Here is a 21416-nt window from a genome sequence, read left to right as displayed (position 1 = left end):
CGCGATCAGCTCGGCGCCACGCCGCGTCCCGCGCGGGGCAGATCGAGATCGAGGGGGATGCGCCCTTCCCGCAGTTGCGCTTCGACTTCCTCGGCGGGCATCGGCCGGGCGATGAGGAAGCCCTGCGCGCGATAGCAGCCGAGGCCGACCAGGGTCCTGGCCGCCATCGGCGTCTCGACGCCCTCCCCGACCACGCCGAGCCCGAAGGAGCCGGCCAGGCCGATGATCGACTTCACGATCGCCAGGTCGTCGTTGCTGTCACCGAGGCGCTGCACGAAACCGCGGTCGATCTTGACCGCGTCGACCGGCAGGGCCTTGAGGTGCGAGAGCGAGCTGTAGCCGGTGCCGAAATCGTCGATGGCGATCTGCACGCCCATCCGCTTGAGCCCGCGCAGGGTGAGCCGGGTGCGCACGAGATCCTGCACGACCACGTGCTCGGTGATCTCCAGGCAGACCGAGCTGCCATCGATCCCGAACAGCCGCAGGATGTCCTCGATCCGCTCGACGAAATCGGCGCTGACCAGCTGCACCGGCGACACATTGATCCGGATCACCACATTGGCGGCCAGCCCACGGCGGCGCCAGTCGGCGAATTGCGAACAGGCCGACCGGATGACCCAGCGCCCCAGCTCACCGGCCAGATTGGTGGCCTCGGCCACCGAGACGAACGCGCCGGGCGGCAGCAGTCCGCGGGTGGGATGCTGCCAGCGGACCAGCGCCTCCAGCGCCACGATCCGGCCGGTGCGCAGGTCGACCTCGGGCTGGTAGTGCAGCACCAGCGAGCCGTCGGACACCGCGCTGCGCAGGTTGAGCTCCACGTCGTCCTGGAGTTCGAACTGCGCGCGCATGGCGTCGGTGAACACCGCGACCCCGTTGCCGCCGCCCGACTTCGCCGACAGCAGGGCGTGATCGGCGCGGCGCAGCACGTCCGAGACCGAGGTCTCGCCCGGAAGGCCGAGCGCCACACCGACGCTCACCCCGCGGCTGACCGATTCCTGCCCGACCGACACCCGGCGGCCGATCAGCTGCTGGATCCGGGTGGCCTCGAGTTCGGCGGCCACCGCGTCCATCGGCGCCGCCGGCACGATGACGAACTCGTCGCCGCCGAGCCGGGCGATCATGTCGCCGGGTTCCAGGTTCTGTTTGAGCCTGCGCGCCAGCGTGCGGATGAAGTTGTCGCCCGCGCTGTGGCCGAGGAAGTCGTTGAGTGCCTTGAGCCGGTCCAGGTCGAGGAAGAAGGTGGCGATCGGGCCGGGTTCACCCGCGCGCAGCCGCTCCTCCATGTACTCGAGCAGGGCGCGGCGGTTGGCCAGGCCGGTCAGGTCGTCGTGCAGCGCGATGTAGCGCAGCTTCTCCTCGGCGACCACGCGCGCCTGCAACTGGGCGAACAGCGCGGCGATGGCCTTGAGCACGTTGAGTTCCCGCTTGGACCAGGCCCGGTCGCCCATCTTCACGAATCCGAGCACGCCGGTCGACTCGCCGCGCGAGACCAGCGGCACGCAGGCCATGGCCACCTCGGGAATGCCCGAGGACTTGCGGATCGTCTCCTGGTAGTCGGCGCTCTCGCCGCCCGGCCGCACGATCAGCGGCTCGGTGGCGAACTCGAGTGCGCGGAACACCGAATCCGCGTGTTCGAACTCGACCGTGTGCAGCGGGTCGGGGTCGGGGACCTCGGGGCGCCGCGGCCATTCCGCGACCAGCACGGTCGCGCGCTTGGCGCGATCGGTGTGGCGCAGATAGCTGACGTCGACGTCGAAATGATCGACGAGGGAGGCGAGCACCCGCTCGCTCGCCGCCACCATGGTCGTGGCGTCGACACCCATCAACTCGGAGGCGACCTGCGTCACCAGGGAGTCGAGCGTTTGCCGAGGCACGTTGTCTCCGATCCGCGCTATCCGTCGTTCCTACTGCCGGGCACCGGCAACCGTCGACTGCGAACGCTCGCAGCCGCGGCGTAGCTCAGACGAAGAACCAATGCCACGTTCTCATCCTCAGGGATCCCCAGCAGGTCCTGGAAAAGCCTCTGAATGTTGGCAAGTGTATCTGTGAACTCGGAAGAAACGATGCGCAAATCCTCGCGCCGGTCGGCATAGAGGAACACCGGGGACACCGGCTGCACCGCCAGCCCCAGTAGTTGCGCCCGTAGCCACACCCTTTCCACTGCGGCACCGGCCATCGCGTAGTCGGCAAGATCAGGTGTACCCCCTGCTCGCGCGCGGAAACCGATCGCGACCAGAGCCGAGCTCGAGCGCACCCGATCGACGGTGAATTCGCCCAGCGCGGTGCCCGCCGACCACTCGCGCAGCCGGTCCATCACATCGGTGCGCCTGCCGACCTGGAGCTTGGCCAGTTCGTCGGGCGCCGGGTCGAGCGTGCGCACGTCGATGCCGGTGCGGACATCCTCACCGGGCCAGCGCAATTCACCGTAGAGCTGCTGGTGCAGCTGCGGCGTGAGGTAGCGGACCCGATCGCTGGCGCCGAGCAGCGCCGCGGCCTCGGCCAGCGCCTCGACCCCGGTGATCGCGTGCACGGTGGCGCCCTCGGCCGCGGCGGCGGTGCCGAGGGCGGGCACCACGGTGCCGGGCAGCGGCGCGACATCACCGAGCCTGCGATTGGTGTGCCTGGCCAGCGCGAGCGGGTAGTCCGCGGCCAGATCGGCGTCGGTCCCCTCGCGCAGCCGCAGCCGGGCCAGCAGGGGGCCCGCCGGATCGTCGACGCGCAGCTCCGGCTCGCCGAGCAGGCCGTGCGCGGCCGCGGCGGCGCGAGCGTTGTGCAGCGCGGCACCCACCGCGACGGCGCTGCCGCGCAGGCCGATGTCCATCGCGGTCGAACCGGCCGGGTCGAGGGCGATCTCGATCAGGTCCGCGGTACCGCGCAGCCGCCACGGCTGCACATTGCCGCCCGAGGGCGCGCGCTGGGCGCAGGCCAGGATCGCCGCGACCGGGTCGGCGGGCGCCGGTTCGTCGGCGGGCGGCTCGGGGGCCTGGTCGACGCCGTCGTCGAGGTAGCCGGGTTCGGCGAGGGAGTCCAGCGCCGCCTCCAGGTCGACGCGGGTCCGGCCGGAGGACAGCTTGGCGCCGAGCCCGATCCGGCGCACCGCCGCGGTCACGATGGCCGCGCCCAGCTGCACGTCACTGCCCAATTGCGGCCAGGTGGTGATCGTTTCGCCGATCTCGGCCAGGCTGGCCGCCATCCGCGAGGACAGCTGGCCCGGGTCGAGGATGCGCAGCACGTGCGGCGCCTTCCCCTTGGTGTCGAGGTCGGCCAGCTGGGCGCCGGTGGTCGTGCCGAGCAGCCCGTGGAAGGGTTCGCGGCCCGGTTCCAGGTCGTAGCGCTCGACGTCGAAGAGCCCGCGGTCGCTGGTGTCCATCAGCAACGGGATCCGGCGCCTGCGGGCGGCCTCGCGGACCGCGAACTTGATGTCGAGCGAATCGCATTCCTCGACGACCACCGAGAGCCCGTCGAGGAATTCGTCGGCGGTGTCGGTCAGCACGCCGGCGGACCAGATCTCCACCGGCAGGAAGGGGTCGAGCTCGGCGATCCGGCGCGCGGTGACCACGGCCTTGTTGACGCCGACGTCGAACAGCCCGCCCGGCACCCGGTTCAGGTTCGACAGCTCGATGGTGTCGAAGTCGGCCAGCCGCAGCAGCCCGCACGCGCCCTCCAGCGCCAGCGTGTACGCGACAGAGTGGCCGACACTCTGCCCGACCACGCCGACCGTCAGCCCGGCGAGGCGCTGCTGTTCGGCCCTGGTGAGCTTGTTGCGGTTGCGGTCGGAGCGGATCACCTGGAAGGCCGCGGGGCCGAGGATCGCGACGAGCGCGTGCCGCCACGGGTAGTAGACCCACCGTTCCTCGTCGGGGTCGAGCCCCGGCGGAAGTCCGGTGAGCTGAGCCAGCTCGGCACGCAGGCCGGCGCGCAGGTCGTAGGTGCTGATGCCGGGCGCCGCGGCGAGCTGCCGCAGGGTTGCCGCATCGGTGGGGTCGGTCGGATCGAGCACGAGGGGGCGGTGGTCCGCGGCAGGCGGGTCCGGTTCGGTCATCTACGGATCCGACCCACGAACCGCGCCACCGCGTCCCGACCGGCGCGACGGTGAACGCGCCGCAACCTCTTCTCGTTGCGCGCTGCTTCGACAGCCATCGTGTTCCTAGCTCCGTGCTACGCGCCCGCGCGCGGTCGGCGTCCTACCGATGCCGACTGGTGCAGTATCCGTCATCCGCAACGTTTCCACCAGACGAGTGGCTATTTTTCCGATAACCGTCCGAGACGGTTGAAATAACCGCAGCTCAGAAGGGGTAGGAACGCGGAAGCCCCCGAGATCCAGACCGATCGGTTCGAATCCGGCTAACCGTCAGCTATCCACCGTGATCGAAACGAACAATTCTACGGTGTCCGGGCCGTGCCAGACCTCGATCTCCTCGCGATAGGCCCGCGAGATCTCCGCCGACGCCGTCGCGTCGTCGACCTGGGCCCAGACATCCTCGACTGGATCGTGGTAATCGCCGTTGGGGGCGAAGCGGGCGTAGATGCCCTTGGGCACCCGCACCATCAGGTCACCGACCGGCACGTCGTCGGGCGTCGCGTACTCGCGCGCCACCAACGCGTTCCAGTTGCCGGCCGGATCGGGGACGTAGACGGTGTGCAGCGGCTCGCGCCCGCCGGGACGGTCGCGCAGGCGGTCCTTGAGGAACTCGATCAGGTCGCTGTTGCTCACCTTGAAGCTCGGATGGACCCGCGGCACGGCCAGGCCGCCGTACAGTGCGCCACCGCGCACCACGATCGTGTAGCTCATCGCGGATCGACCGCCAGGTACAGGTCGATCTTGTACGCGTGCGGGTAGCACTCGAAATCGCCGGTGAAGGTGCGCTTGATCTGGTTGTGCTCCTCGGCGTAGGCGATCTGGGTCCACAGATCCGTCATCACCTGGGGAAAGTTACCGACCGAGGAGAAGCGCGCGTAGGTGCCGCGCGGCAGCCGCGCCGCCAGATGTCCGCGGGTGACCTGATCCAGCGACGCGCACTGGTAGCCGACGATCTGGGTGTTGTAGGTGCTCAGCTCACCGGTGTAGTCGGTGTAGGCACTGGCCAGCGGGCCGCCCAGATCCTGGTGCAGGACGGCCGACCACGCGGCTTCGAGATCCCGGTCGCGCAGCTCTCCGAGCGCGCGCTTGGGACTGCGGACCGGCAGACCGGCCACCCATGTCTCGTCCCGCTCGACGATTTCGAACTGCATTGATGACTCTCTCGAAGGGTCGGCTCGGTGGGGCCATGCTATCAACTTCGCGCTCGACAGCGCGGCCACACCGAGTTGGGCTTACCCCAACCTAACCACACCTGAGCTGGACAAACGTCCACCACCACGCCGCGACACCCCGGCTTATTGTCGGATTCACCTGAATGCCCTATGCTCCCGCGCTCGTGTGGGTACGCGCGGCGTTCGAACCGCGAAAACAAGTGGTGCAGTGGGCGATCGTCGTCATGATCGCGGTACTGGCCGGGTACATCGCGGTCTTGCTCGGCGACTCGCGGCACTTCTACACCGACGACACCGAGGCGCAGTACGTGCCCATGTGGCAGCTGCTCGGCGCCGAACTCAGGGCGGGCCGGTTCCCGGCGATGGTGCCGTGGGAGTGGATGGCGGGCAACTACAGCCTCGAGGAAGCCGGGCTCTACAACCCGCCGCAGCTGCTGGTCTATCTGCTCGCGCCCTCGTTCGACGATCTCGCGCTGTACGCGACCGCGGTGAAGCTGGTGTTCTCCACCATCGCGGCGCTCGGCGTGTTCCGGATCTGCCTGGCCTACGGCGCCCGCGCGCCCTGGGCCGCCGTGGCCGGGGTGGCGTTCCCGTTCAGCGGCTGGTTCCTGTTCTTCGACGAGGCCAGCTGGTTCACCTCGCACACCGGCACCGCCTGGCTCGTGCACGCGTGGGCCTCGGCCGTGCTCTACGCCAGGGGCCGCTCGGGACCGATCCCGCTGTTCGTGTTCCTGTACCTGGCGCTGACCATCCAATACGCGTTCCCCGCCGTCGAATCCGGCCTGATGATCGCCGCCGTCGCCGCCGGTGAGTTCCTGTACCGGCGCCGCTGGGCTCCGGTGCTGCGGCTGCTCACCGCGTCCGGGCTCGCGGTGGCCGCCTCGATGGTCGCCAACCTGCCGATCCTGCTGTCCTCGCAGGCGACCTGGCGCGGCGACGTCTCCACCATCCACAACGACCCCTTCCTGACCGTGCCGTGGTCGGAATCGCTCAATGCCAGCCTGCCCAGCACGGTGCCCGCGTTCACCGCGTGGTGGGGCCACGTGCAGCCGCTGCCGATGGTCTACATCGCCTGGTTCGTGATCCCGGCGCTGGCGTTCATCGACTGGAAGGCCGCCGCGCGCACCGCCGCCGAGTGGAGCGGGATCGCGCTGTTCGCCGTCGCCGCGCTGATGTGGACCGCCGGACCCGGCGCGATCGGCCCGCTGCGCTGGCCTGCCAGGGTGCTGCCGATGCTGGCGATCGCCCTGCTGGTGCTGGTGTGCGTGCTGCTGAGCCGCTACGGGGTGTTCGCCTCGTCCCGGCGCCGGTACGCGGCCGCGGGCGCGCTGATCGGCCTGCTGTTCATCCGGTCGTTCTCGGCCGCGCCGAAACTGCTCGAACGGCATCTGATCGCGGTGGTCTTCGTGGTCGCGCTCGGCGCGGGCGTGCTGTGGCTGGCCCGGAACCGCGGGATCGGCGCCGCCGCCGCGCTGACCATCATCGCGACCTTCCCGATCGCCTTCGTCCAAGTGGCCGCCGCCCCCGCGACGCCGCTGTCGTACGGATTCCCCGAGCGGCGCTCCGAGATGACCGCCGCGTTCCCCGACTTCGGCGGTCGCACACTGCAACTGGCCGACCGGATCATGGTCCGCGACGAGGACCGCACGCTCGCGGCGACCTACGGCTCGATCGCGCTCGGCAGCTACGCCAAGAACCTCGGCCTGCAGTACGTGAACGGCTACACCCCGGTCGGGCACGCGGCCTTCGCCGGGCTGCTGTGCATGGCCTGGGACGGCGGCACCTGCCCCGACGCGTATCGCCGGGTGTTCGCGGTCGAGCCGTCGACCGATACCCCGGTCGTCGACCTGATGCGGATGGATCGCGTCGTCCTGCAGCGGGCCCAGTACCCCGACGCGGGCGAGAAGCCCGCGCCGCCGGGCTGGAAGTTCGTCCACTACCCCGGGCACGAGCAGCAGATCTGGGTGCTGGAGCGGGTCAATCCGCTGCCCTCGCCCGGCGACCTCATCGCACACGAGTCGGGCGTGCACGCCACCGTGATGCCGGAGGCGGGCCTGACCAACCGGGCCACCGTCTCCTCCGGCACCGGCGGGCGGATCGTGCTGGCCCGCCTGGCCTGGCCCGGCTACACCGCGAGCCTGGGCGACCGGGAGATCCCCGTGCGCGCCGTCGCGGGCACCTTCGTCGCCGTCGACATCCCGCCCGGCACGCACAACGCGCAGCTCACCGTCACCTGGCGGCCGCCGGGCCTGTCGATCAGCCTGACCAGCGCGCTGCTGGCGGTACTCGGGATCGGGCTGCTGCAGTGGTGGTTCCGGCGCGGCGGGCGCGAGCCCGAGCTCGGCCCGGTCGTCGACGACGCCGCCACCCCGCAGGCGCAGCGCCCGGTCGCCGTCGAGGCCTGAGCTCAGGCGCCGATGGCGGCGGCCAGGTGCGGCCACGCCTCGTGCAGGTCGGTCTGGAACTGTCCCCAGGTGTGCGCGCCGGTCGGCCGGTGGACGTAGGTGGCCGGGATGCCGAGCTGCCCGAGGCGACCAGCGAAGGCCGCGGTGCACGCCCCCGCGATCGTCTCCAGCGGCGGCATGGGGAGCCCGCGGTCGGCGGCGCCGGGCAGGCCGGTGGCGGCCGACAGGAAGATCGTCTTGCCCGCCAGCGCGCCCGCGTTGGCGAAGACGTCGTGTTCGCGCCAGACCGCGCCGCCCGGCACGCCCCACATGTTGCCGGGATTGCCGCCGCCGCGCGCCGCCTGCGCGCTGACCATCGTGATACCGAGCGGGTCGGCCGCCCAGGGGCAGCCGCTCAGCGCGGCCACCGCGGCGAAGCGGGAGCCGCCGCGGATGGTCAGGTCCAGCGCCGACGACGCGCTCATCGACACGCCCGCGATGGCATTGCGCCCGCTGGCGCCGAGCGCGCCGTCGATCACGCCGGGTAGCTCCTCGGTCAGGTAGGTCTCCCAGCGGGCCCGGCCGACGCCGGGATCGTCGGCGATCCAGTCGGTGTAGAGCGTGAACGCGCCGCCGACCGGCATCACCACGTTGACGTGCTTGTCGGCGAAGAAATCCCGCACATCGGTGTTGTCCCACCAGGAGATCCCGTCGGCCCCGCCGCCAGCGCCGGTCAGCAGGTACAGCGTCGGCGCACCCGCCCCCGCCGCCGCGAGCACCCGGTTCTGGATCACCCGGCCCATCGCGGGCGAGTACACATCGAGCTGAGCGGCCCGCCCACCCAGCGGCGCCTCCCCCGCCACGTACGCCCCCGGATCGGCCTTCGCCTGCACACCCCCCAGCGAAGCGACGATCGCGCACACCACAGCAAGCCACAGTCTCGATGCAGTCACTCTTCCGGTATACCCCTCGGAATCACGGCGCACACGTGGTCACACCCGCCCCATCTGTCACAGGTTCCAGACAGTGACGAGGGTCACGCACGAGCTGATCGATGGTCCAGATTCTGCCCCCAGCTGCGGTTTCGCGCGCCACCGTAGACCGCTGAACGGCGAAAACAAGGTGATTTGTGTCGGAGGTGAGCGGAATACTGGCCCGCGCCCGATGAGTTGGACCGACGGACTCCGTCTTCTCTCACGTGGTGCCGGGACACAGCCGACCCGGCATCGGGCCACCGCACGCCCAGCCGATCCCGCTCCTGGAGGTACCCCGATGCCCGCCGAACTAACCCCGCCGACGACGAAAGGCGGGACGCCGACCGTCATCCGGGTGCTGGTGCTCGCGACCTTCGTGGTGATCCTCAACGAGACCATCATGATCAACGCCATCCCGCGGCTGATGAGCGATCTGCACGTCACCGAGGTGGCCGCGCAGTGGGTCTCCACCGCCTTCATGCTGACGATGGCCGCGATCATTCCCACCACCGGCTGGTTCCTGCAGCGGGTCACCACCCGCCAGGCCTACGCGATCGCGATGGGCGTCTTCATCGCGGGCACCGTGCTCTCGGCGCTCGCGCCCACCTTCGCGGTCCTGCTGGTCGGCCGGATCATCCAGGCCGGCGGCACCGCGGTGATGATGCCGCTGCTGATGACCACCCTGATGACCGTGGTGGCCTTGCAGGATCGCGGCCGGGTGATGGGCAACGTCACCCTCGCCATCTCGGTCGCGCCCGCCATGGGCCCGGTCATCTCCGGCCTGATCCTGCAGATCGACGTCCCCGCGATCGACTCGTGGCGGCTGCTGTTCGTGGTGATGCTGCCGATCGCCGGTGTGGTCACCTGGCTGGGTCTGCGGCAGCTCGAGAACGTCGGGGAACCGCAGCCCGGTGTGCTCGACATCCCCAGCGTGCTGCTGGCCGCGCTCGGCTTCGGCGGCCTGGTGTTCGGCCTGAGCAAGTTCCACAGCGGCAACTACGCCACCCCGGCGCTGATCGTCGCCGGCGGCGCGCTGCTGATCGCCACGTTCGCCTGGCGTCAGATCCGGTTGCAGCGCACCGGCACCCCGCTGCTCGACCTGCGGGTGCTGCTGTCGGGCACCTACGCCAAGGCGCTGGTGCTGATGGCCATCGCGTTCCTGGCGATGATGGGCTCGATGATCCTGCTGCCGCTGTACCTGCAGAACCTGCGGCACCTGAGCCCGCTGGAGACCGGTCTGCTGGTGATGCCGGGTGGTCTGGCCATGGGTCTGCTCGGCCCGACGGTCGGCCGCCTGTTCGACAAGTTCGGCGGGCGCCTGCTGGTGATCCCCGGCTCGATCGGCATCGCCGTCTCGCTGGCCGGCTTCACCCAGATCTCGCTGACCATGCCGTACTGGCAGCTGCTCGCCCTGCACATCCTGCTGATGATCTCGCTGGCCGCCGCCTTCACCCCGGTGTTCACGCTGGGTCTGGGCGCGCTGCCGATGCACCTGTACTCGCACGGCAGCTCCATGCTGGGCACCCTGCAGCAGGTCGCCGCGGCCTTCGGTACCGCGCTGGTGGTGACGATCATGTCGGCCCGCAGCACCTCGCTCATCGCCGAGGGCACCGACGCGGTCACCGCGAGCCTGGACGGCATGCGCCTGGCCTTCGCGGTCTCGGCGGGCCTGGCGCTGATCGTGATCGCCATGGCGGTCCTGCTGCCGAACCGCTCGGCGGGTGACCCGCACGGCGCCCACGCGCCCGAGGTCGCCGACGAGCCGGAGACGCCGCAGCTGGTCAAGAACTGAGTCATCGCTGGTAGCAAGCCCCCGGTCGCCGCGCGCGGCCGGGGGCTTTCTTCGGTCGGCCCGGCGTTGCGTGCCACGATCCGGCGCCGCGGGCGGGTTAGGTTCGCTCCCATGGTTGCCGACGCATCGCGGGTCCGCGTGGACAGTGAGTTCGCTCCGCTGCGCACGGTGGTGGTGTCCCGCAGCGAGTTCCGGGCACCGGCCGACGCCGCGGTCTTCGGGCACGCGCTACCGGTGGAACCCGGTGCGGTGGAGATCCTGGACGCGGTGTGGGGCAAGGACTTCGGCGAGGTCTACCCGGACAGGCAGCGGGCCTGGGAGGCCGAGCGCGCCGAGCTGACCGCGGTGCTGCGCAGATACGGCGTCGAAGTGCTGCGCCCGCGCCTGTTCACCGACGCCGAGAAGGCGGCGACCGGACCGGCCGGCTACGCCAACTTCTTCGTCCGCGACCCGTGGTTCACCGTCGGCGACCACGTCATCGAGGGTGTGCTGCGGTTCCCGCACCGCCGGGCGGAGGTGCTCCCGAGCCGGGAGCTGCTGCTGGACCGGGTGCTGCCGTCCACCGCGCGCTATGTCTCGCTGCCGCAGCCGGAGATCGTCGCGCCGGGGCAGGCCGGGCCGGGGCCGTTCCTCGAGGGCGGCGATGTGCTGGTCCTCGGCGATCAGGTTTTCGTCGGCTGCTCGGGGATGGCCACCAACGAACTGGGCTACCGCTGGCTCGCGAAGTACCTGGAGCCCTTCGGTTTCACCGTCACCCTGGTCCGGCTGCCCGCGCACGTCCTGCACCTGGACTGCGCGCTCGGGCTGGTCCGGCAGGGCCTGCTGATCGCCTGCCCCGACCGGCTGCCCGACGGCCTGCCCGCCCCGCTGCGCGGCTGGGACATGATCGAGGTCGACGAGGACGAGGCCGCCGCCATGGCCACCAACGGCCTGCCCATCGACGCCGACACCTACATCACCGACCCGGAGTTCGCCCGGGTCGGTGACGCGCTGAAGGAGCGCGGCGTCATCGTCGAGTACATCGATTTCTCGGTCTCGCGCCTGTTCGGCGGCGCCTTCCGCTGCTCCACCCAGCCACTGCTGCGCGCCCAGGCCGCCACGCACCGCTAGCGATCGGTCCAGCTGACCGGCAGGGCGTGCACGCCGTAGATGTTCATGTCGGTGCGCAGCCGCACCTCCCCGGCGGGCACGGCGAGCGCGAGGGTCGGGAAGCGGCGTAGCAGGCCGGCGAAACCGGCGCGCATCTCGATCCGGGCCAGCTGCTGGCCGAGGCACTGGTGGATGCCGTGACCGAAACTCGTGTGGCCCCGCGCTTTCCGGTGGACATCGAGGCTGTCGGGATCGTCGAAGCGCAGCGGATCGCGATTGGCGGCCAGCAGCGAGACGACGACGGTGGACCCGGCGGGAATCGTCTCGCCGCACAGTTCGATGTCCTCGGTGGCGTAGCGGTAGAAGATGTCGGCGACCGACAGGTAGCGCAGCAGTTCCTCGACGGCATCGGGAACCAGCTCCGGGTCCGCCTGCAGCAGGGCCAGCTGCTCGGGGTGCTCGAGCAGCGCGAAAGTGCCGAGCGCCAGCATGTTCGCGGTGGTCTCGTGCCCGGCGAGCAGCAGCAGGAAGGCGATGCCGGTCAGTTCCTCGACGCTCAGGTCGTCGTGGCGGGCCAGGTCGGACAGGATGTCCTCGCCGGGCTCGGCCCGCTTGCGCTGCACCAGTTCGGCCAAATACATGTTCATCGCGCCGAACGCGGCCATCTTCTCCTCCAGCGTCTGGTCCTTGACCAGGAACTGGGCGGAGTTGATCTGGAAGTTGGCCCGGTCTTCGTAAGGGACGCCGAGCAATTCGCAGATCACCAGCGAGGGCACCGGCAGCGCGAAGGCCTGGACCAGGTCGACGGGCGGGGTCAGCCGCGCCATCTCGTCGAGCTGTCGCTCGGTGATCTCGACGATGTGCTCTTCGAGCTGTTTCATCCGCTTGACCGTGAAGGCGCCGGTGAGCTTGCGGCGCAGCCGGGTGTGATCCGGCGGGTCCATCGCGACGAACAGGCCGGGGATCTGCGGGGACGGCTCGGTCGCGGCCGGCATGCCGGGGGTCTCGTAGGGCACGTGCACGATGCCGAGGTCCTGGCGGGAGCTGAACCGGGTGTCGGCCAGCAGCCTGCGCACCGCCTCGTACCCGGTGACCAGCCAGCCTTCGTGCCCGTCCGGGAAGATCAGCGGGCTGACCGGCCGGGCCGCGCGCAGCCGGGTGATCGCGCGGGGCGGATCGAAGGGGCCCGCGTCGCGGTCGAGGGGCAGTCCGTGCGGGACGGGAATGGTGTCACTCATTGTCTTTCCTTGTCGGAGAGGAGGATTCACGGGAGACGAAGGTGATCGCTCCCGACGGGCACAGCAGGACGGCCTCGTGAACGGCCTGCTCCCACTCGGCCGCACGGGTGGTGGCCTGCGCGAGTACGCGACCGTCGTCGGGGTCCTGGTCGAAGACGTCGGGTGCGGTCAGCGCGCACATGCCCGCGCCGATGCAGCGCTCCCGGTCGACCCGCAGTTCCAGCACGGCCGGTCCTCAGACGGCGGCGGTGTGCCGGATGACGATGTTGCCCAGCGCGTTCCGCGCGGACACCGTGACGGTGTCGCCCGACGGCGCGACCGGCGCCAGCAGGTTGCGCACGCTGCCGACCGTCGCCGCGGTCTCCAGCCGCACCGCGCTGCCGGGGCGCACGCCCACCTCGACCTCGCCCACCGAGGTCTCCAGCCGGAACTCGCCGCGGGTGGCCTCGCCGATGCGGATATCGCCCTTGGCGGTCTTCGCGGTGACCGAGCCCAGCGGACGCTCGACGACGATGTCACCGAGGGACACCGTCAGGTCGCACTCGCCGAGTTCGCCCGCGCCGAGCAGGCGGCCCACGCCGGCGGTGCCGGTGAACCGGGAGCCGGTGGGGACCTCGATGATCACTTCGATCGAGGGGTTGCCGCCGAAGGGGGTGTAGGTGCGCCAGTTCTTCGGCGTCGTCACCGTCAGGACGCCGTCGGCGCACTCGACCCGGGTCTGCTCGGCGGCGCGCACGTCGGCCTTCTTGGCCGCGTCGGCGGGCCGGATCTCGACGACCGCGTCGCCGCGATCGGCGGCGACGACGGTGACGCTCGCGGACAGGACGTCGACGGTGACGGCGATCGGCTGCGGGGTCTGGAAGGTGTACATGCGAATCTCCTGGAGATCGGGGGCTCCCGGTGGGGGCCGCGTCGTTGATGGGACTACTGTCGCGAGCTCGCCTGACACCGACCTGACACCGACCTGACGCCAGCGCTGACGCGTATCCGGACCGGCGACCAGTTGACGCGCGAGGCACAATGGGCCGGGTGCAGATCGGGATATTGGGGCCGCTGGAGATCCGGACGAAGGACGGTGGATCGATAGCGGTACCGGGCGCCCGGCTGCGGGCACTGCTCGTCGCGCTGGCCCTGGAACCCGGCCGCGCGGTGTCGAAAGAGCGCCTGGTCGACTGGATCTGGGGCGAGCAGCCACCCGCCGACGCGGCGAACGCCCTGCAGGCGCTGGTCTCCCGCCTGCGCCGGGTCCTGCCCGACGGCGCCATCGACGTGCGGGCCGGCGGCTACCGGCTGACGGTGGCGCCCGACGCCGTCGACGCGATCCGGTTCGAGCAGCTCGTCGACCGCGCGCGCGGCGGCGACGACGCACACCGGGCCCGGCTGCTGAGCGAGGCCACCGACCTGTGGCGCGGCGACCCGATGCGCGACCTGGGCGACAGTGCCGCCGTCGACGCGGTCATCACCCGCTTCGACGGGCTGTACCTGGCCGCCCTGGAGGACCGCTACGAGGCGCAGATCCAGCTGGGCGATGGGGCCGACCTGGTCGCCGAGCTGACCGAACTCGTGGCCCGGCATCCGGTGCGGGAGCGACTGGTCGCCGCACTGATGCGCGCCCTCGGCGCGGCGGGCCGGGCGCCCGAGGCGCTGATCGTGTACCAGCGCGCCAGGGCGGCCCTGGCCGACGAACTGGGCGTCGACCCGTCACCGGAGCTGTCGGCGCTGCACGTCGCGCTGCTGCGCGGCGAGGTCGGCGCGCGGCCGCAGGAACGCACGACCAATCTGCGCGCGGAACTGACCACCTTCGTCGGCAAGGACGCCGATATCGCCGTGGTCCGCGAACTCATCGCCGACCACCGGCTCACCACCCTCACCGGTCCTGGCGGCTCGGGCAAGACCCGGCTGGCCGTGGAGACCGCGCGAACCATGCTCGGCGACCTGCCCGACGGCGCCTGGCTGGTGGAACTGGCCGCCGCCGACGCCAACGGCGACCTGGCGCAATCGGCCCTGGCCGCGCTCGGCCTCCGGGACGCGCTGCTCGGCAGCTCGCCGAACGCCGAACCGATGGACCGGCTCGTCGCCGCGATCCGCGACCGCGAGACCCTGCTGATCCTGGACAACTGCGAGCACGTGATCGAGGCGGCCGCGACCTTCGCCCATCGGATCCTCGGCGAGTGCACCCGGCTGCGCATCCTGGCGACGAGCCGGGAACCGCTCGGCATCACCGGCGAGGCGCTGTGGCAGGTGCGGCCGCTGACGTTGCCCGCCGCGGTGGCCGATCCGCGCGAGATCGAGTCCTCCCCCGCCGTCGCCCTGCTGCGCGACCGGGCGAGCGCGGTGCGCACCGACCTCGGCACCGATCCGGACACCTGGGCCACCATGGCGCGGGTCTGCCGGGCGCTCGACGGCATCCCGCTGGCGATCGAGCTGGCCGCGGCCCGCCTGCGCACCATGTCCCTCGACCAGCTCGCCCACCGCCTCGACGACCGGTTCCGCCTGCTGACCGGCGGCAGCCGGACCGCGATCGCGCAGCACCGGACCCTGCGCGCGGTGGTCGACTGGAGCTGGGAACTGCTCAGCGACGCCGAACGCCGGGTGCTGTCCCGGCTCGCGGTGTTCGCCGGTGGCGCGAGTCTGGAAGCGGCCGAGCAGGTCTGCGCCGGCGACACCGTCGAGCAGTGGGAGGTGCTCGACCTGCTCACCGCGCTGACCGAGAAGTCGCTGCTGGTCGTCACCGAGGACCCGGCCCCGCGCTACCGCATGCTGGAGACGATCAAGCAGTACGCCGCCGACCGGCTGATCGAAGCCGACGACGCGGAGCAGGCCCGGCGAGCACACCTGGACTACTTCACCGGGCTGGCCGCCACCGCCGAGCCGCACCTGCGCCGCGCCGAGCAGCTGACCTGGCTGGCCGTCCTCGAGGCCGAGCACGACAACCTCGCCCTGGCCATGCGCGGCGCGCTCGCGAGCGCGGACGCCGCGGCGGCGATGCGGCTGGCCGCGGCCGCGGGCTGGTACTGGTGGCTGGGCGGGCACAAGGGCGAGGGCACCGAGCTGGTCATCGCGGCCGCCGAACTGCCCGGCGAGGTCGACGACGAGACACGGGCGCTGGTGTACGGGCTGGTCGTGCATTTCGTCACCTCGGGCCGCAACGACGAACAGCAGGTCGCGGAATGGATCCGTAAGGCACACCGATTCGGCAGAGATACGATCGGCAGCCATCCGGCGCTGCGGTTCACCGCCGCACTGGAGCGCATGCTGGGCGGCCCGGACGAATACCTGCCCGCCTTCGAATCGGTGCTCGGCGACGAGGATCCGTGGGCGCGCGCACTCGCCCGGCTCCAGCTGGGCAAGCTGCGCACCGTGCTCGGGCACAGCGGACCGGAGCCGGACGAGTATCTCGCGCAGGCGCTCACCGAATTCCGCGCGCTCGGCGAACGCTGGGGCATGTCGTTCGCCCTCACCGAGCTGGCCAACCGGACCGCGATGCGCGGCGAATTCGCCGCCGCGGTCGCCCTTTTCGACGAGGCCATCGCGGTGGTGACCGAGGTCGGCGCGATCGAGGACGTGGTCGCGATGCGGGCGCGCCAAGCGCAGCTGCACTGGCTGCTCGGCGATCCGGACGCCAGCGCGGGCGCGCTCGCCGAGGCGCAGCGCTGCGCCGATCTCAACGGCTGGCCCACCGCGCTGGCCGAAGTCGCCCTGGCGCGTGCGGAACTGGCCCGCTGGAGTGGCGACCCCGCCCTCGCGCACGGGCAGATCGTCCACGCGCGGACCCTCCTCGGCCCCGACGCCGAACAACCGAATGTCGGTGCGATGGTGGAGATCTCGCTCGGCTACCTCGCCGACGACCTCACCGAGGCCGCGAATCACTGCGACGCCGCGTTCCGTTCGGCGACGGCGGCGGGCCACGCGCCCCTGCTGGCCTACGTCCTCGTCGGAATCGCCGACCTGGCGGTGCGCACCGACCAGTACGAACAGGCCACGCGGCTGCTCGCGGCCGGCACCGCGGCGCGCGGACTGCCCGATCACTCCCATCCCGACGTGGCCAGGATCGAGCGGATAGCCCGAGATCGCCTCGGCGACAACGCCTTCACCGAGGCAGCGCGCGAAGGCGCGGAAGCCGACCGACCGGCCCTGGTCGCACTCACCCTCGCCCGGTGACCACAGCCGACATCGCCCCGGTGACCACATGGTCACCGAGGCGATGGGGAGCTGAACCGGATCGAGCCGAGAACGGTCACGCCCGCTTGGTGAAGGTCGCCCGCGACCACAGGTAACCGACGACCGCGAAACCCGCGCACCAGGCCAGCGCCGCCCAGGTGTGACCCGCCGAGGGATGGCCGGTCAGAAAGCCGCGCACCGACTCGATGATCGGCGTGAACGGCTGGTACTGGGCGAACTGCCGGACGCCCTGGCCCATCTTGTCGGCGGGCACGATCGCGCTGCTCACGAAGGGCAGCATGATCAACGGCACCACCGACATGCCCGCGGCCTCCGGGGTTTTGGCGGCCATGCCGAGGGCGACGGTGAGCCAGGCCGCGGCGAAGGCGGTGGCCAGCACCACCCCGAGCGCGCCGAGCCACTGCGCCGCGGTCGCCGGCGACCGGAAGCCGAGGGCGAACCCGACACCGAGCACGGAGGCGATGGCGACCACGTTGGTCAGCATGCTCGCCGCGACGTGGCCGGTCAGCACGGCGCCCCGGGAGACGTCCATGACCTTGAACCGGTTGATGACACCGGTGGTCATATCGGAGCTCACCGACACCGCGGTGCCGGACAGCCCGTAGCTGATGGCCAGCATGAGCATGCCGGGCACCGCGTAGTCGATGTAGTTCTCGCCGACATCGAAGGCGTCACCGAAGACGTAGACGAAGATCAGCATCATCACCACCGGCATCAGCGCCGCGTTGAAGATGGTGACGGGCGAGCGGGTGATGTGGGTGAAGTTGCGGCGCAACATGACCGACGAGTCGAACAGCGCGGCGGACAGGGTGCTGGGTGCGGTGGTGGTGCTCATCGGGCTTCGGCCTCCGTGGTGGGGTGCCCGGTCAGGGCGAGAAAGACGTCGTCGAGGTCAGGGGTGTGCAGGGAGACCTGCTCGGCCTCCAGGGCGTGGGCGGCGAGCTGATCCAGCAGGGCCCGCAGGGATTTCGAGTCACCGTCGCCGGGGACGTTCAGGGTCAGCGCGTCCTGGTCGGGGGTGGCGCCGGGCAGGATCCGCGCGGCCGTGGCCAGTTCGGTGGCGTCGGCGAAGCGCAGCCGGACGTGGCTGCCGGGGATGCGGCGCTTGAGCTCCTCGGCGGTGCCCTCGGCCACGATGCGGCCCTGGTCCAGCACGGCGATCCGATCGGCCAGCTGATCGGCTTCCTCGAGGTACTGGGTGGTGAGGAAGATCGTCACGCCGTCGGCGGTCAGCTCGCGCACGATCTCCCACATGGTGCGCCTGCTGCGCGGGTCGAGTCCGGTGGTCGGCTCGTCGAGGAAGACGATCTCGGGCTTGGTCACCAGGGTCATCGCCAGGTCCAGCTTCCGGCGCATGCCACCGGAGTAGCTCGCGGCCGGCTTGCCCGCCGATTCGACCAGGTCGAAGCGTTCCAGCAGCCCGGCGATCACCCGCTTGCCCGCCGGACCGCGCAGGCGGTGCAGGTCGGCCATCAGTTTCAGGTTTTCCGCGCCGGTCAGCAGGTCGTCCACGGCCGCGAACTGGCCGGTGACGCCGATCGCCTTGCGGACGGCCTTGGTCTCGGTCGCGAGGTCGTGGCCCGCCACCCTGGCGGTGCCGCCGTCGGCGGTCAGCAGGGTGGTCAGCACGTTGACCGTGGTGGTCTTGCCCGCGCCGTTGGGGCCGAGCAGGGCGAAGATCGTGCCCGCGTCGACCCGGAGGTCGATGCCGTCGAGGACGGTCTTGTCCCCGTATGCCTTGCGCAGCCCGGAGGCCGCGATCGCTGTGTTGTTCATGCCGATCACCGTCGCCGGTGCAGCTGATACCGGGCTGACACCGCCCTGACATCCCCGCTGACGCCATCGGCGGCGGCCGTGCCAGTGGCATGTCAGTCCGGCGTCAGGTCGGCGTCAGCGCAGGCGGCGACGGTAGTTCTCGTGAACAGCACCGCCTTCGCCGCCCCGCCCCTGCGCCCCGCCCTCGTCGTGCTGCCGCGCGTGGACCTGTCCGGCCGCGTGCGGCGGTTCCTGCGCGCCGATCACCCGCTCGCGCAGCTGATCCGCTTCGCGCTGGTCGGCGGCGTCAGCAATATCGCCTACGTCGCGCTGTTCGTGGCCTGCGCCGGGCTCGGACCGCTGGCCGCCAATGTCACGGGGTCGCTGGTGAGCACGGTGATCGCGAACGAGCTACACCGTCAGCTCACCTTCCGGGCGGCGGGCCGGGTCGGCTGGTTCACCGCGCAGTGGGAGGGCGGCGGCCTGGCCCTGATCGGCCTGCTGACCAGCACCGCCGCCCTGGCCGGGCTGGACGCGCTGGCGCCCGGCCTCGGCCAGTTCGCCCAGGCGGGCGCCGTGCTCGCCGTCATGGCGGCGGCGGGTGGCCTGCGCTTCCTGGCCCTGCGCGGCCTGTTCTGAGCCGGGTGGCTCAGCGCGTCGGGCGGGTGGTGGCCCTGGGGTCGCGCCAGAGCCCGAGATCGAAGTACAGGGTGGTCATGTCGTCCCACATGACCGACCACGGCTGCTTCGGTCCCGTGCAGCGCCAGACCGCGACCATGCGGTCGATGCCGGGGATACCCATCGGATCGTCGAGCTGCGTGACCCGCTCCACCTCGGTGAACCGGGCGCGCAGGTCGGCCTCGGCGGTGTCGAGCCCGAGGTAGATCACCGAGGTCGCCGAGTCCGGCGGCGGCCCGAAGAAGCCGAAACCCCGGCTCGGGCTGTAGGTGGCGGGCAGACCGTGTTGCCCGCCGAATTGCTCGACAGCGCCCGCCTGCCAGTACCCCTGCACGACGACGGCGGAGTTCGCCTTTTCCTCTGGCGTCAGCGTGTGGTAACCGGCACCGACCGCGGCCACCATTTCCGACCAATTGGTGGTGCCCCAGAACGCCGATCGGAAGCCGAGATCGATGGCGTCCTCGGCCTGCATGCGCCAACTCGCAGGCAACGGCGTGACGGTGATCATGGCAATGAATGTCAGCACCGAGATTCCGGCGATCGGAATCAATGCCAGGTTCATCCATCGTTTACGGTCGAACTGCCAGAGGCCGACGGCGCCGAGGGCGAACATCGCCGGAAAGAATCCCGTCGGGTAATACGGCCGGCCGTGCGTGACGACCACGAATGTGGTCATGATCACCAAGGCGACCGCGATGAACCGATACGGGCGCAGCGATTCCTGTTTGTACACCGCCCAAAAGCCGAACGCGAGCAACAACGCGCCGAGCGCACCCGCCAAGCCGACCCACTGCGGAAAGAAACCGGGCGGGCCGTAGCCGGTCGCGTCCTGCTCCGCGCCGATGATCGAGCCCATGGCCAGCTGCGGCCAATTGTGCTGGGACTGCCAGATCAGGATCGGGATCAGCGAGGCGGCGAGGATGCCGGTCGCCACCCACAGCGCGGGACGGCGCAGGATCTCCCGCGGACCACACAGCACCACGGCCAGGCCGAGACATGCCCAGACCAGCGGAATCATCCACTTCACCTGCATGTCCAGCGCGGCGACCAGGCCGGCGATAACGAGCAGCCGGTCCTGGCGGGTGCGCACCCAGCGGATGAACAGCCAGGTGATCACGGCGGTGAAGGTGGCGTCGAAGGAGAAGGTGCTCAGGATGACCTGGGTCGCCACCAGGTACGACGTCGCGTAGGTGCCCGCGGCGAGCAGCTGCGCGCGGTGACTGCCGCGCAGCTCGTAGGCGATCAGCGCCGACACGACGACCGCGCCCACGCCCATCACCACCGCGGGAAAGCGCAGCGCCGTCGTCGATCCCGGCGCGAGCACATCCGCGATCCAGGCGAACAGCGGCACCACCACGCCCTGGTCGGCGTAGGTGTAGTCGAGCCGCCTGCCCGCCGACAGGAAGTAGAGCTCGTCACCGAAGAACTCGTAGCGTCCCGCCGTCACAGTCAGCGCTATCGCGGTGATCGTCGCGATCAGCGCGACACCGCGAAAAGCGAACGACGGGTCGGTATTCGGAATTTCCGGCTCGGCGCGAACCGCGACGACCGCTGTCATGAATTACCCCTGGTACTCCCACAGACGCATTCGGCGCCCCCTCCCGACTGGTGGCGCCACATCTGTTCGCTGATGAACCGATTCCTCCCCGGCAGCGAACTTGATGAGCGCGAGCGCTCGCGGTCCTGCTCGGATTATCCAGTTTCGGAGAACGTTAATGCCTGCTACCAGGGTCCGCAAATACACAGCACAGCCATAGCGGATGGCTGTAAATAAGCAGAGCGAGGCTACCGCGAAATTGTGACCTGGGTAATAAATTCCAGGTGAACAAATATGTAACGCGAGTCATTCGAATCGACAGAACGCAAACCGAGTCATTCAGATACGCGCCGGTAACCCTACAGTGGACCGACAAAAACGAAGTACCCCACGAACATCGGTGCAAACCATATTTTTATGGGCATGTTCGCGGGGCACCCCGTACGTAGAAACCGCGCCGCGCGCGCGGCCGAGCCCCAGCCCGTTCGCGGTGCCGCGCCGCAGGGCGACGGCAGCCGCTGTCGCCGACAGCTA

16 protein-coding genes are annotated in these 21416 nt (G+C 70.5%); 5 read left to right on the top strand and 11 right to left on the bottom strand.

The genetic code is table 11. From position 1 onward, the window contains the following. Positions 1-5 precede the first annotated feature (5 nt). The 4 genes from ACFVW6_RS04770 to ACFVW6_RS04755 all read right to left on the bottom strand — a co-directional run bounded on the left by ACFVW6_RS04770 (position 6) and on the right by ACFVW6_RS04755 (position 5232). A complete protein-coding gene (locus tag ACFVW6_RS04770) occupies positions 6-1874 on the bottom strand; it encodes an EAL domain-containing protein (protein ID WP_357342832.1) in 1869 nt (622 codons plus the stop codon). A 17-nt stretch (positions 1875-1891) separates the two neighbouring features. Continuing rightward, entirely contained in the window at positions 1892-4042 is a 2151-nt protein-coding gene (locus ACFVW6_RS04765; protein ID WP_378823625.1) for an Rv1355c family protein, read from the bottom strand. 309 nt (positions 4043-4351) lie between these two features. Continuing rightward, positions 4352-4792 (bottom strand): AraC family transcriptional regulator, encoded by a 441-nt coding sequence (locus ACFVW6_RS04760; protein ID WP_355273421.1) that lies wholly within the window; start codon positions 4790-4792, stop codon positions 4352-4354. Continuing rightward, positions 4789-5232 (bottom strand): GyrI-like domain-containing protein, encoded by a 444-nt coding sequence (locus ACFVW6_RS04755; RefSeq protein ID WP_019049207.1) that lies wholly within the window; start codon positions 5230-5232, stop codon positions 4789-4791. The genes ACFVW6_RS04760 and ACFVW6_RS04755 overlap by 4 nt, the downstream gene beginning before the upstream one ends. Before the next feature lie 164 nt (positions 5233-5396). Here ACFVW6_RS04755 and ACFVW6_RS04750 point away from each other — a divergent pair, with 164 nt between their 5' ends. Beyond that, the gene (locus ACFVW6_RS04750; RefSeq protein WP_378823627.1) at positions 5397-7658 is read left to right on the top strand and encodes a hypothetical protein; all 2262 of its coding nucleotides are present in this window, start codon (positions 5397-5399) and stop codon (positions 7656-7658) included. A gap of 2 nt (positions 7659-7660) precedes the next feature. Here ACFVW6_RS04750 and ACFVW6_RS04745 read toward each other — a convergent pair whose 3' ends face one another. Then, positions 7661-8590 carry an alpha/beta hydrolase gene (locus ACFVW6_RS04745; protein ID WP_378823629.1) on the bottom strand — a complete coding sequence of 310 codons (930 nt, stop codon included), beginning with the start codon at positions 8588-8590 and terminating at the stop codon, positions 7661-7663. 319 nt (positions 8591-8909) lie between these two features. Between ACFVW6_RS04745 and ACFVW6_RS04740 the strand changes: the two genes are divergently transcribed. After that, on the top strand, positions 8910-10403 hold the full coding sequence (locus ACFVW6_RS04740; RefSeq protein ID WP_378823631.1) for an MDR family MFS transporter: 1494 nt from the start codon (positions 8910-8912) through the stop codon (positions 10401-10403). 111 nt (positions 10404-10514) lie between these two features. Continuing rightward, entirely contained in the window at positions 10515-11513 is a 999-nt protein-coding gene (locus ACFVW6_RS04735; RefSeq protein ID WP_378823633.1) for a dimethylarginine dimethylaminohydrolase family protein, read from the top strand. On the opposite strand, the gene ACFVW6_RS04730 is transcribed toward ACFVW6_RS04735, so the two are convergent. The 3 genes from ACFVW6_RS04730 to ACFVW6_RS04720 are packed head-to-tail and all read right to left on the bottom strand — an operon-like array spanning position 11510 to position 13601. After that, a complete protein-coding gene (locus ACFVW6_RS04730; protein WP_378823635.1) occupies positions 11510-12730 on the bottom strand; it encodes a cytochrome P450 in 1221 nt (406 codons plus the stop codon). The two genes, ACFVW6_RS04735 and ACFVW6_RS04730, sit on opposite strands and share 4 nt — an antisense overlap. Then, positions 12723-12956, bottom strand: a complete 234-nt coding sequence (locus ACFVW6_RS04725; protein WP_378823636.1) for a ferredoxin — start codon at positions 12954-12956, stop codon at positions 12723-12725. Before ACFVW6_RS04725 ends, ACFVW6_RS04730 begins: the two co-directional genes overlap by 8 nt. Before the next feature lie 9 nt (positions 12957-12965). Next, positions 12966-13601, bottom strand: coding sequence for a DUF4097 family beta strand repeat-containing protein (locus ACFVW6_RS04720; protein WP_378823639.1), 636 nt, complete (start codon positions 13599-13601; stop codon positions 12966-12968). A 149-nt stretch (positions 13602-13750) separates the two neighbouring features. Between ACFVW6_RS04720 and ACFVW6_RS04715 the strand changes: the two genes are divergently transcribed. After that, the gene (locus ACFVW6_RS04715; protein WP_378823641.1) at positions 13751-16891 is read left to right on the top strand and encodes a BTAD domain-containing putative transcriptional regulator; all 3141 of its coding nucleotides are present in this window, start codon (positions 13751-13753) and stop codon (positions 16889-16891) included. Positions 16892-16967: 76 nt separating this feature from the next. Here ACFVW6_RS04715 and ACFVW6_RS04710 read toward each other — a convergent pair whose 3' ends face one another. Together ACFVW6_RS04710 and ACFVW6_RS04705 are read right to left on the bottom strand one after the other, a co-directional pair. Continuing rightward, positions 16968-17747 carry an ABC transporter permease gene (locus tag ACFVW6_RS04710; protein ID WP_378823643.1) on the bottom strand — a complete coding sequence of 260 codons (780 nt, stop codon included), beginning with the start codon at positions 17745-17747 and terminating at the stop codon, positions 16968-16970. Next, the gene (locus ACFVW6_RS04705; RefSeq protein WP_378823645.1) at positions 17744-18688 is read right to left on the bottom strand and encodes an ATP-binding cassette domain-containing protein; all 945 of its coding nucleotides are present in this window, start codon (positions 18686-18688) and stop codon (positions 17744-17746) included. Before ACFVW6_RS04705 ends, ACFVW6_RS04710 begins: the two co-directional genes overlap by 4 nt. A 141-nt stretch (positions 18689-18829) precedes the next feature. Here ACFVW6_RS04705 and ACFVW6_RS04700 point away from each other — a divergent pair, with 141 nt between their 5' ends. Next, positions 18830-19306, top strand: coding sequence for a GtrA family protein (locus tag ACFVW6_RS04700; RefSeq protein ID WP_378823647.1), 477 nt, complete (start codon positions 18830-18832; stop codon positions 19304-19306). 10 nt (positions 19307-19316) lie between these two features. On the opposite strand, the gene ACFVW6_RS04695 is transcribed toward ACFVW6_RS04700, so the two are convergent. Continuing rightward, positions 19317-20903: an ArnT family glycosyltransferase gene (locus ACFVW6_RS04695; protein WP_378823649.1), complete on the bottom strand. Its 1587-nt coding sequence runs from the start codon at positions 20901-20903 to the stop codon at positions 19317-19319. Positions 20904-21416 lie beyond the last annotated feature (513 nt).

Origin of the sequence: Nocardia sp. NPDC058244 (genome assembly GCF_042882065.1) — a bacterium.
Lineage (GTDB): Bacteria > Actinomycetota > Actinomycetes > Mycobacteriales > Mycobacteriaceae > Nocardia.
The sequence above is the reverse complement of the archived record's forward strand: the minus strand, read 5'-3'. Positions and strand labels throughout refer to the sequence as shown.